The sequence below is a fragment of the Neptunomonas qingdaonensis genome (genome assembly GCF_900113275.1).
GTDB classification, from domain to species: Bacteria; Pseudomonadota; Gammaproteobacteria; order Pseudomonadales; family Balneatricaceae; genus Neptunomonas; species Neptunomonas qingdaonensis.
Genome location: NZ_FOOU01000005.1, coordinates 136,372 through 148,929, shown reverse-complemented (window position 1 = coordinate 148,929; position 12,558 = coordinate 136,372). Strand labels below are relative to the sequence as shown.

The following is a 12,558-nucleotide window of genomic DNA, read 5'->3' as shown; positions in this document are numbered from 1 at the left end:
TGAACCGATGGCTCGCGCTACACCCTCAAAGGGTAACTGGTTGATAAAGTTCATCGCTATGGCAGGTTTACTTGCACTCGTGTACCTGCTGGCAGGCAACCTGTTTTTGAACGTGCCGTATATACAACAGAAGCTGAGCAGTGATCCTGATCATTTTAAAATAGAATGGTCTTCGGGGTGGACTTTTTGGCCGGGGCATCTGCATGTTAATAATCTGAAGATAGAGGCACAAAAGCCAGAACGTCAGTGGTCGCTTTTGATTTCCCGTGGTGAATTTGACCTGGCGATATGGCGACTATTTTCCCGCACAATACAGCTGCAAAGTGCAACAGTCTCAGGTCTTGCGGTAACGCTGAATTCAAACAAGGCAGGGAGTCCGGGTGCGACTTCAAGTCAAAATTCAGCTGCTGCGGCGGCCCAGCTTGAATCTCTGAATCCTGTTGAGAAGAGCAACACTGCGCCCACTATTGAACAAAACGAATCCGCGGCAGGCTGGGCTTTCTCAATAGAGGGTGCCGACATTGCTGATATCGATCAGATCAAAATTGATACCTATACTTTTACCGGGCGTGGAGGGCTGCAACTCAACAAGCTGACATTCGGTACAGACGGCGCGCTGGCTTTGGAAAGTGGAACGCTAAACATGGAGTCCGGCATCCTCATGTCCGACTCGCAGTCTATCGGCACCTCTTTGAAGAGTAATATCGAATTACAGCTTGAGCGTTTTGTGCCGGGGGAACAGGACGGCCCGGCAATCGCTGGGTTTGTCTCCGGCCACATCGGCTTGAGCGGTGACCTTACCTCATTTGCTATCATCAACCGTTATTTAAGTGACAGTGGATGGTTGAAGCTTACAGGAAGGGGATCGCTCAAGGCTAATCTCCTGATTGAAAAGGGACAGTTAATAGAAGGCAGTGAGCTTTTCATCGACTCACCTGATCTGGCGGTTGAACTGGATGAAAAAAATAATTCCGCTTCAAATGACCGCTACAGTATCCGTGGGTCGGGCACGGTGAAGGGGGATGTCAGCTCAAGGTCCGGTGACACCAAAACAGAATTGCAGGTGGAACTGAAAAATATTTCCATGGTGACAGAACCACAGGAGCAGCTTTTCTTAAAAGGTGAGGCCTTTCACCTGCTTCTTAGCGGTTCTCCTGTCAACTTCAGTGAGAAGCCGGCGGAACCTGTGGTACGAATGCAATGGCATGAAGCTGTCATGCCGGATATCTCCGTGTTGAATGTTTACCTCCCGGGCGAAATGCCGTTTAGCATGCATTCGGGCCGCGCACGTCTGAATGGTTATCTTGACTACGCCGATCGTATTGTTTCCGGCATGTTTGAACTGACCGGAGAAGATGTCAGTGGTGAAGTATTTAACCAATCAATAATCGGCAGTCTCGGACTTGAGCTGCATCTGAAACAGGCTGACATCACCCACCGGCTACTTGACCTGTCTGGCACACGTATTGAACTGCAAACGGCTCCCCCTGTTAAGGCGATTGTCGGTCAGTCTGGCCAGATTGAACATTCCAATCTAACTGATAAGAGCGCTTTACGGACAGAGCTGAAAATCATAGAGGGCAGACTTACATCGGCGCTACCGTTGAATGAACTCAAAGGTTTTCAGGGAAGGCCGCCGCTCAGCGGCACTATTCAGCTAGAAGGCAAGGTCGCCAATATCGATTTCCTCAGCGATTTTCTCGCTGACCGAACGGCAGTTAAATTCGGTGGCGAAGGCGCTGTCCGTACTAATCTGCGTGTGCATGACGGGCTGCTTACTCCGGGAAGCACCCTGAAGGTCGAGTCCGACAGACTGTTCAGTAGTTTTTCAGGATTCACAGCCAGCGGTGCCGGTCATGTTGTGGTTGAGCTTCAGCAGTCAGCCAAAGATGAGGAAGTTCATCTGCAAATGGACCTGCGGGATATGAAATTGCATCAGGTGAAAGATGGCAGGCTGCTACTGCAGGGTAAGGGTTTTCAGTTAACGTCAAGCAGCCCGCCGGTCGATATCCGCAACCGGCATGATTTGGTAAAACTTGAAGCAAAGTGGCAGGGTGCAGTGATGCCCAAACTGGATATACTCAACAGATATCTGCCAGAAAACCCTCCATTCCGCCTGACTTCAGGCTCCGCCCGCACGAACGGTCATATTGCATTTGATGGCAGGCGTTTTTCCGGCGACATTCACCTGGCTGGGAAGAATGTTACCGGTATGTTGCTCAAACAAGCCGTCAACGGAAAGCTTGAACTGGATCTGTCGATCAAACATTTCGAGCCAAAGAGCCGTTCCCTCGATATATCCGGAACCCGCATCCTGATGCAGGCCGTTTCCGCCACCAATAAAACAAAACCTTTAGAAACACGTATTAGCATCGGTGAGGCAAAATTGAAGCTGGGTCCCGACTCCCGTCAGGCAAATCAACCGCATGCGCGGCCTCCGTTGAGCGGAGTGATCAGGCTCGAAGGAACAGTGGCGAATATCGATTTCATCAACAGTTTTCTGAAAAATTCCCAGGGATTGAACTTTTCCGGGAATGGGCAGATGAGCGCTGATCTGCGGTTTCTTGACGGACAGATATCTTCCGGTAGCAAGTTACAGGTTGCCTCGAAAAATCTGGCCAGCCGGTTTCTTGATTTTGAGGCGAACGGGTCGGGAATGCTCAGCGCGCGAATCGAAGGAAAAGCAGATGCGCCTGTGGCAAAGCTCGAGAGCTTTATAAAGTCTTTCACATTGCGCAGGCTCGGTGAAAAGACCTCATACGTCAATGGCAGCGATTTTCAGATAACTACTGTGGGCAGGAATTTTGACTCGATTCAAGGGCTGCAGGAGCTGGATACATCGGTGAGCTTAGGCGCTGCCAAAATTCCGGATATTACTGTCTACAACAGTTATCTCCCTGAAAATGCAGGTATATCCATTGTTTCCGGTAAAGGTGAGGTTCGCGGAGAGTTCCGCCTGAAGGGCGCCTCAGGCAGCGGCCATCTCGACATGTTGGCAGAGGGAGTTGAAGTCAACGTCAAAGACCAAACAATCAGGGGTGATCTTAGTATCAACACCCGCCTCGCTGACGGAAATCTGCAGAAGATGATCTTTGATGTTTCAGGCACCAGGCTGAGAATAGAAAACGGCTCTCTTCTCAGCAACAATGATATGCAGGCCGAAGAATGGTGGGGGCAGCTCGACATCAAACATGGCCGCATGACCTGGAAGCGTCCTCTGCTTCTGAATGCGGCATTGAACCTGCATCTGAGTGACAGCGGTCTGCTAGTACATCTGTTCGCGAAGCAGAACAAACAGTGGCTGAACGATCTGCTTACGATTAAAAACGTAACCGGCGAAACCACGGTATTACTCAACGGAGAGTCCATTCTGCTGAGAAAGGTCCGTATCGCTGGTGAACAACTTCTGGTGCTGGCCGATGTGCATCTGAGCGAACAAAAGATACGAGGCGGAATGTATGCCAAATACGGGATTCTGCGGATGGGCGTCGAACTTGAAGACGAGAGTCGTACGTTGAAATTACTCAAGCCGCGTCAATGGTACGACAATTTTTCTACGAATTTCGGGGACAGTTTACTTAACTCCTCAGCTCTGCCGCAATAAGAGTTCCGGGGACAGTTTACTTAATTCCTATCCCCGGAATTCAGATTAATAGATTGGGCTAAGCAAATAAGAAGCGAGTAATCAGTTGCCTCTGGCTGAACCATAGTGAGTTATAGTAAGGTCTTGAGCGTTGAGAACCGCAGCGTGTTGCCACCTAACCCAGTATCAAGCGCAGCTTCCCGTTAGATGGTGGTACGCCCAATTCCAACTAGCATTATATCTCACAAGTAATTGCCACTTTTGAGGATGAACTAATGGAAACCAAAATTGACGAGATAGCCGACGGTATCTTCCGTCTTTCAACGTTTACGCCTGATTTGCCGCCTGATGGGTTCACATTTAATCAATACCTCATCAAGGCAGAACAACCATTATTGTTTCATTGCGGAGGGCGTGGGCTTTTCCCTTTGGTTTCGGCAGCAGCAGGAAAAGTTCTCCCACTGAATACAATCCGCTGGATCTCATTTGGTCACGTAGAATCAGACGAGTGCGGTTCTATGAATCAATGGTTGAGCGTTGCACCACAGGCAGAGATAGTACATGGTGCAGTCGCGTGCATGGTTTCACTCAATGATCTCGCCGATCGTGCGCCTAGGGTATTGGCGAATAACGAAGTTTTAGACTTGGGTGGAAAGCGTGTGCGCTATATTGACACCCCGCATGTCCCTCACGCGTGGGAATCTGGCCTCATATTCGAGGAAACGACTAAAACACTTTTTACAGGCGATTTATTCACGCAAATGGGATGCGGCCCCGCTATATCTGACCAGAGTATCGTTAAAGCCGCAATCATGGCAGAGGATGCATTTCACGCTATGGCGCTTACGCCTGATACCGCACCGACGATACGTAGGTTAAAGGATCTGGGGGCGGAGAATCTGGCGGTAATGCATGGTTCGTGCTTTAGAGGAGACTGTGGAGCCGAACTTGAAGCACTGGCTGCGTATGCCTCAAAAGCGTTAAAGACAGCGCTGAGTAACGCAGATTAGTGTGACGAGTTCCGGGGACAGTTTACTTAATTCCTCAGTGCTGCTGTGATAAACGATACTCGCAAGGATGTGTAAAATACAAAGAGCAAGACAATGGGTAGGGTGGCTGGAGTGGTTATTAAATACTATCCCCGGCATATTAACTAACGCGTCAACGGCTCCAGGAAACCTTTTTGATAGGTGATGATTATCAGACTTACATTTCTCTGTTGAGCAGTGCTCAAGACTCGGCAGGCATATCTGTATGGACTTATTATCTGATGCTCAATCACCTACATCTGTTAGTGATTCCCGTACACAATGATAACCTGGTGGTGTTCTTTCGACACTAATTGCAAGGGAGGTTGGCGTGGCCATTTTTCGAATTAAGTAAACTGTCCCCGGAATTACTGCTTAATCATAAAGAGCAGCTAAAATAGTAGATATAAATAAGGAATGGCAGGACAAGGAAAGTATGGATAAATCAAAAATTGCAATATTTGTTGATGTCGAAAACCTTACTAAATGGGTAAAAGAAGACGGCCTGGAAAAGCTAGTCGCTGACTTAGGTAGCACGGCAGGGCGAATCGTTACCCGCAAAGCCTATGGCGTGTGGAGCAACACTCATATATCAAACCTTCAGGCCCCACTTAACCGCTTAGGGTTCGACCTGGTTCACAGCTATCATCCTGTTAGTGGTAAAAACTCCGCTGATATTCAGCTAACTATGGATGTACTGGAAAGCGCTATCCGCGCAACCGATATTGAGCATATTGTACTCGCCACAGGTGATTCTGATTTTTCGCCACTGTTTCGACGATTGCGCGAAATGGGCAAAGAAGTCATCGGCGTTGGCCCGCGCTCTCCGTTAAGTGAGTGCGTTAAATCTTCCTGTACACGCTATATCTATACCGATGTGGCAGAGGAGCAAGAAGCACAATACGAACTCAGTGAAGCAGTTGCGATGGTTGAAAAAGTGCTGGATGAACATGGTGATCCCATGGGGCTGAGTACGTTAAAGAATACTCTTATCTCTATGGATAACGCCTTTGATGAGCGTAATTGGGGCTACACAAATTTCTCTACTTTTATGCGTGATATTAAATCTATCGAGATATTTAAAGAAAAAAATAAAACACACTGGTTTGGGCAGCTTAAAAGAAAAGTAGCCAAGCAGGGCAGCGTTTCTGATCTTCAACCGGCAAGCACAGAAGCTTATAGACAACTATTGCGCACAATGAATTGGCCTTTTGTACCCCGCAGTTTAATCGTTAATCTGCACGCTGCGTTGCTAAACACAAAACCAATGGAGGCCTCTGATTTAAAAGAAAATTTAATCCAACGCGTATCAGCTGAACATAGGAAGAAACTAATGGTAGGCTCGACCGCCAACGATATTAAAAAAGGACTATCGACCTTATTTAAAGCTAAATTATTTGAAGTGACCGTCGACAAAAATGATGATAAATACTGGCAATATGTAGGTAACGAGAATTTCTTGAGTGAAATTAATATTGCAATGACTGTCAGAGTTAAATCCGCATGCGGCAAAGAGCATGTGGCGTTCGACTCGAAACAGCTTCAACCAATCCTGTATCCGAAAGGCTAGCGGGACGGTTCTTATTTTCTTGTACGTTAAATTGTTGTAAAATCCGGGATTAATTTTCTTTTGATATAAGGTAAAGCGCTTTGCTGATTACGCCGCCATAGCGTCCCTCTTTCAAAAAGTCACCGGCCTTCCCGTGATACTGCTATATCGTAGCCACGCTGAGTTCGCTTCTACTAACAATCATCAATAAACAAACGCAGATTCTGTAGCGATAGTTGGGACATGACCAACCGTCCTTAGCCGAATGTAGCGTTGTTTCTAAACATATGACAAGGTTTTCTATGCTTGAAAAAATGAAACTAGACTGGCTCTCTAACGTACGGGGAGACCTGCTTGCAGGTATTGTTGTTGCGTTAGCCTTAATCCCTGAAGCCATTGCATTTTCTATTATTGCCGGGGTTGACCCTAAAGTAGGTTTATACGCTTCGTTCTGTATCGCAGTCATCATCGCGATAGTAGGGGGGCGGCCAGGTATGATTTCGGCTGCGACAGGTGCTATGGCTCTGCTCATGGTCACATTGGTGAAAGACCATGGCCTTGAGTACCTTCTTGCTGCAACCTTGTTAACCGGTGTTTTTCAAATTATTGCGGGTTACTTTAAACTCGGTAGTTTAATGCGCTTTGTTTCCCGCTCTGTTGTGACAGGGTTTGTGAATGCACTGGCGATTCTTATCTTTATGGCTCAGTTACCAGAGCTAACTAATGTGACATGGCATGTGTATGCCATGACTGCAGCAGGGCTGGGTATTATTTACCTGTTTCCTTATTTACCGGTCATTGGCAAAACGATCCCGTCTCCTCTGGTGTGTATTGTGGTATTGACTGGCGTTGCCATATCGATGGGACTCGACATTCGCAATGTTGGCGATATGGGGCAATTACCTGATACCTTACCTATCTTTTTATGGCCCGATGTACCGCTGAATTTCGATACCTTAATGATCATTCTTCCTTATTCCGTAGGCCTTGCTGTGGTTGGTTTGCTGGAGTCTATGATGACGGCAACTATCGTTGATGACTTAACCGACACCACGAGTGATAAAAACCGTGAGTGCAAAGGGCAAGGGATCGCAAATATTGGTGCAGGTTTAATGGGAGGCATGGCGGGTTGCGCGATGATTGGTCAATCTATTATTAATGTGAAGTCGGGGGGTAGAGGGCGATTATCGACCTTCGCAGCCGGCACATTATTGATCATTATGGTGGTGTTTATGGATGAATGGATCAAGCAAATCCCGATGGCCGCACTGGTCGCTGTAATGATTATGGTGTCAATCGGAACTTTTTCCTGGAGTTCTATTACAGATCTGAAGAAACATCCTCTATCAACCAATATAGTTATGATCTCGACGGTTATCGTCGTGGTGGCAACTCATAACCTGGCGATTGGCGTTTTGGTGGGTGTACTCTTGGCTACCTTGTTCTTTGCGCACAAAATTGGCCGGTTTATGGTTGTAAAATCAGAGCAATCTACTGATGACGTTCGTATCTACCAAGTGGTTGGCCAGGTGTTCTTTGCCTCATCTGAGGAGTTTATCGAGTCATTTGACTTCAAAGAAGTCGTTGATAAAGTCGTCATAGATCTGACGCTTGCCCATTTTTGGGATATTACTGCTGTATATTCGCTTGATAAAGTCGTGATTAAATTCAAGCGGGAAGGCGCGGAAGTAGAAGTTATCGGGATGAGTGAAGCGACCGAAACGATAGTCGATAAATTTGGTGTCCACAACGATCCCAAAGAAGTTGAAAAACTAATGGCTGGGCACTAAGGAGATAACCATGAATAAAATTATTACATGTGTGGATGGTTCGGCTTATTCTGATGCGGTTTGTCGTGCAGGTATTTGGGCGGCTAAGAAACTTAATAAATCTATCTTGTTTTTACATGCGATCGAAAAGAAAAACATTGCCGCGGCTGAAGACTTAAGCGGCGCTATCGGACTGGGAGCTCGCTCATCCTTGCTTAAAGAGATGGCTTCATTGGATGAGCAAAAGAGCAAACTGGCATTGGAACTTGGCAAAGAAATGCTAGCGCATGCCGTTGAGTTAGCTAACCAGCAGGGTTGTGAGTCGATTGAAAAGGCCCAGCGCCATAGTGATATTACAGAGGCAATATGTGACCTTGAATCCGATGCACGTTTAGTTGTGATTGGTCGTTCAGGAGAAGGAAATAAGCCAGATTTTAAGGCACTTGGCTCGCATATAGAGCAAATAATTCGTCAAGTTCATACGCCGGTGCTTATCGCTAATAAGGGGTTTACCGAGCCTAAAAGCTTTATGCTAGCGTATGACGGACGTGAAACGGCTGACAAGGCCGTTAAGCGGATTATTGATGGTGGGTTAATTCACAATTTAACCTGTCATCTGGTGACGGTAAAAAACAACCAAAGTAAATTGATGGACAAGTTCAACCACACAGAAAAGTTACTGCTTGAAAGTGGTTTTGACGTCAAGGCGAGCTTCTTAGAGGGCAATATTTTTAGTTCATTAATGGATTACAAAACTAAAAACCAGGTAGACATGCTGGTGATGGGGGCCTTTTCTCATTCTAAGCTTGCTCATGCATTTTTGGGTAGTAACACCCTCAAAATGATTGAGAATACCGATTCGCCATTGTTGATTTTGCGTTAGATATTTGTCCGGCCGCTAGCACTTCTTAATCACTAAGAAGTGCTAGTACGCGGCAATGTTGTCGCCCCGCTTACCTATCGCAGGCGTGATCAACTAAGCGGTTGATACGGGGTTCCCATTATCGTACAGGAAGTTGGAATCAGCCGAGGTAGCCTCGACCTTGATAGACTTCATAGTAGCCTCACCGACAATATTGGCAAATGAAGAGTCCGCTGCATCGCGTCCAATACCAATCCTGACAAGCCCACTTATCGGCGCCATTCGAGTCGCATCAAAAAGATACCAGCGGTCCTCTAAATACACTTCAAAAAACCCATGGAAGTCAGGTGGCTCCAATCCAACGGCATAGCCGGAAACATAACGAGCAGGAATGCCTAACGCGCGACACAGCGCTATGCTGACATGAGCAAAATCCCGACAAACGCCGGCACGCTGAATCAGCACATCACACGCACTGGAAGACGCATCGGTACTCCCCGCAACGTAATCAATATGCGCATTTACCCAGTTACAAATCTCATTAACACGGGAATAACCCCTTTGCAGCTGACCAAACTCTTTCCAGGCAAGACGCCCGAGACGGTCTGATTCGCAGTAGCGACTCGGGTTTAAAAAAGGCAGTACCGATGTGGGTAATGCTTTATGGTCAACCTCATTTAAATACCTGACCTGCTCGGTTTCTGGTGAGAGTTGCACCGTAGCGCTGTATCTAACGTTCAATTCACATGGCTCCACTTTTAAGCGAAGACCACGGCAACCAAAGTCATTCAACTGGCACCACTCGGTATCGATAGCGGGTGATATAGTGAGATTTTCTTCTATCGTTTTTTGATGATCAGTATTGGCCGCCGCAATGCTAAAAACAAAGCTTGCGGGGGAGTCAACGGTATAAACAAGCTCAGATGATATTTTTACAAAATGCATAATAGATGACCTGTAATGACTGATGAGGGTCGTGGCGATCAATACGTTCTGCTTCAATTCTACACGTATGAGTCTAATCGTATCTGTTTTACACAAATTCTCAACTGAATGAGAAGCTTCCGGATCTTTCCACATAGTCAGAGGTAACTTTAACCCAGCATCTAGTGTACGGGTATCGAATACAATGTTGCCATCAATATCACGATCTATAAATTCAACCGCCGATTGAATATATGAAACACTTGGCCAATTATGCGAATATTCCCGAATATCTATTACCTACTCTAATCGGTTTTCGGCCTAACCTCCATATGTGCCAAACTCATAAAGCTTGCTGATACGTCAGGCTATTGAGCTTTGCGAGTGGCATATTGGTCTTAATAATACCTGCTGCTGTATAGAAGCGATGCATGTTTCTTTCGCTGGGAATACGCCGCTAGAGGCTGGCTTTAAAGACATTGTTATTGAAGATTCTAAGCCTCAATAACAATTTCAAGAAGTGGCTGTGAGCTTCAAATCGCGTTTTTACGTTTGAACCACCACCATTCAAGTACGCCGATTCCCAGTAGCGCTAGCGTCACTAGAGTAAACGCGACCGAGGACTGCGTCCCAGGAATGCCGCCAACGTTGATACCGAGTAAGCCGGTGAGCAATCCAAGCGGTAGAAAAATCGCGGCAACAATGGACAACTGATACATTGTATTGTTCATCTGCTCAGCAAGTCGGTTTGACAACTCCTCGTAGGTCACGGCGGCACGATCCCTTGCCGCATCCAGATCTTCAATATAACGGGTAATCCGATCCGCCGATTCACGCAGATGTGCTCTGTCCCCGTCGCTCAGCCAGGAAACATGTTCGGCATAGAGTTGGGCGATGGTTTCACGCTGCGGTGCTATGAATCGCCGCAATGAGATAGATTGTCGACGCAGTGCAGACAAGCGTGAGCGTAATTCCCGGCTTTCAGCCGTCAGTACCAACTCTTCGAGCTCATCAGCGGAATCTTCAATTTCACCAACGGCACTACCAATTTTCGCCAGCAAACGTGACAGTATAACATTGAGCAGTTCGCCAGGTGAGGCGGGACCGTTTCCGGCGTCGAGTTGATCGGCGACTTCCTGCACCGAGTTAAGGCGTCTGTGCCGAAGCGTAAGCACACGGTCTGCCTGAATCCAGAGTCGAAGAGAGACCATGTCTTCGGGGTTCGCACCGGAGTTCAGGTTAATGCCGCGTAGAATGAGAAGGAGCGAGTCGCCAACTACCAGGCTGCGCGGCCTCGGATCGTCGGCGGTTAGCGCATCAACATACACCTCGGCGATGCCGCTTTTATTTCTCAACCAGTCGATAGAAGCCGCGTCCTTGTAGTCAAGGTGTAACCACTCTAGCTGGCTAGGATCACGCTCGTCGTTGAGGGCAGCGACAACCTGTTGCGCGCCACCCCGGCGGTCTAGCGCGAGATATTGAAGTGGTTGGAATGAATTCATAGAAAATTGAGTCTCCGATGCCGGAAGGGCAGATAGTCTATTTTAGATGTTAACTAAAGTGTAGGCTAGCCTACAATACCGATGTCAATCTGATCGTTGCCGCGCTCATTTGGATCATGATTTATCCCGTATACCATTTAACTGGCGAATTATATTAAGGAATAAATCTGTGCCAATCGGAATTAGTTTATCGGGAAAGTCGTAATCGGGGTTATGCAATTGTGGGCTCGTTTGTCCAGAACCCAAGGCAAACATCGCTCCTTCGTTAGCCGTCGCAGTGAACTGCCCGAAATCTTCCGACCATCGCATCGGTTCCTCTAAGAGCAAAAAGGGAGTTTGCGTTGTTTGACACGCGTTTACAACAAGATCACATCCTTGTTGAGAATTGACGCTGGCTTGAAAGACATCAGCGTATTCGATGGATAGTCTGAGATTTTCATTGTTTGCTATTAAATGGGAAAAAGTCTCAGCTTGCTCTATCAGGGTTTGCATACCTTCATTCGTTTCACTACGCAGGGTCACCATCACAACGGCCTCTCCCGGCGCAGTGCCAAATGCAATCTCTCCTAATTTAGCGTGGATCACGGTTAGCCAGTTTCGTCCTTGTATCGCTTGATTCGCTATCGTAGAAGGAAGCTCGCCCAGTCCTTGTATGATTTTACACATGGCGTTAGCAGGGCTTACGCCATTCTCAGGGTGCGCCGCGTGAGAGGTTTTACCTTTGAGGTGAATGATCATTCCCCGCGAGGCACAATTAAACGTACCGGCTCGCACAGCGACTTTACCTAACGCTAATCCAGGGTAATTATGTAGCGCAAAAGCATAATCGGGGTTTAGTGATGCAAAGCGTGCATCGTTAACCACTTGAATCGCTCCTTGGCCTGTTTCTTCTGCTGGTTGAAAACACAGAATGACACGACCTCTGTGCGGACGATTTTTACAAAGTTCAGCACCGACTGATGTCACTATACTCATGTGTCCGTCGTGGCCACACTTATGAGAAACGCCTTTAACCTGCGAACGATACGCAAAGGTATTTGTTTCTTCGATGGGCAGCGCATCCAGCTCACTGCGGATCAAGGTCGTTGGCCCAGACTCAGATCCATTAAAGACGAAAGCAAGTCCGGTACCGCCGAGGTCGGTATAGGTTTCATCCGCAGAGAAGGTCTGAAAAACTTTTAATATGCGAGCCGCCGTTGCTTGCTCCTGATTAGAAAGTTCTGGGTTCTGATGAAGTGCTTTACGTAACGTTATTAATTCATTTAGATTTAGCATATTAAAACCAATGGGTCAGAGTAAACATATTGCCTTTAGGTAAAGAACAGTAGCATTAACGAGATC

At 47.1% G+C, this 12,558-nt stretch carries 9 protein-coding genes; 6 read left to right on the top strand and 3 right to left on the bottom strand.

Going from position 1 to position 12,558, the window contains the following annotated elements; translation table 11 throughout:
* Nucleotides 1-7 precede the first annotated feature (7 nt).
* The 6 genes from BM099_RS09240 to BM099_RS09220 all read left to right on the top strand — a co-directional run bounded on the left by BM099_RS09240 (nt 8) and on the right by BM099_RS09220 (nt 8,812).
* Nucleotides 8-3,604: an AsmA family protein gene (locus BM099_RS09240; protein WP_090727093.1), complete on the top strand. Its 3,597-nt coding sequence runs from the start codon at nt 8-10 to the stop codon at nt 3,602-3,604.
* Nucleotides 3,605-3,858: 254 nt separating this feature from the next.
* Entirely contained in the window at nt 3,859-4,593 is a 735-nt protein-coding gene (locus tag BM099_RS09235) for an oxygen-binding di-iron domain-containing protein (RefSeq protein ID WP_090727092.1), read from the top strand.
* A gap of 173 nt (nt 4,594-4,766) precedes the next feature.
* Nucleotides 4,767-4,925, top strand: coding sequence for a hypothetical protein (locus BM099_RS20420; RefSeq protein WP_177201133.1), 159 nt, complete (start codon nt 4,767-4,769; stop codon nt 4,923-4,925).
* Nucleotides 4,926-5,047: 122 nt separating this feature from the next.
* Complete coding sequence (locus tag BM099_RS09230) at nt 5,048-6,181, top strand: NYN domain-containing protein (RefSeq protein WP_090727091.1); 1,134 nt, start codon at nt 5,048-5,050, stop codon at nt 6,179-6,181.
* A 281-nt stretch (nt 6,182-6,462) separates the two neighbouring features.
* Nucleotides 6,463-7,950 carry a SulP family inorganic anion transporter gene (locus BM099_RS09225; protein ID WP_090727090.1) on the top strand — a complete coding sequence of 496 codons (1,488 nt, stop codon included), beginning with the start codon at nt 6,463-6,465 and terminating at the stop codon, nt 7,948-7,950.
* Between the two features lie 10 nt (nt 7,951-7,960).
* Nucleotides 7,961-8,812, top strand: coding sequence for a universal stress protein (locus BM099_RS09220; protein WP_090727088.1), 852 nt, complete (start codon nt 7,961-7,963; stop codon nt 8,810-8,812).
* A 93-nt stretch (nt 8,813-8,905) separates the two neighbouring features.
* Here the strand turns inward: BM099_RS09220 and BM099_RS09215 are convergent, their stop codons facing one another.
* The 3 genes from BM099_RS09215 to BM099_RS09205 all read right to left on the bottom strand — a co-directional run bounded on the left by BM099_RS09215 (nt 8,906) and on the right by BM099_RS09205 (nt 12,492).
* A complete protein-coding gene (locus tag BM099_RS09215) occupies nt 8,906-9,736 on the bottom strand; it encodes a transglutaminase-like domain-containing protein (protein ID WP_090727082.1) in 831 nt (276 codons plus the stop codon).
* A 512-nt stretch (nt 9,737-10,248) separates the two neighbouring features.
* Nucleotides 10,249-11,217: a zinc transporter ZntB gene (locus BM099_RS09210; RefSeq protein WP_090727080.1), complete on the bottom strand. Its 969-nt coding sequence runs from the start codon at nt 11,215-11,217 to the stop codon at nt 10,249-10,251.
* Between the two features lie 114 nt (nt 11,218-11,331).
* Entirely contained in the window at nt 11,332-12,492 is a 1,161-nt protein-coding gene (locus tag BM099_RS09205; RefSeq protein WP_090727078.1) for an amidohydrolase, read from the bottom strand.
* Between the last annotated feature and the right edge of the window lie 66 nt (nt 12,493-12,558).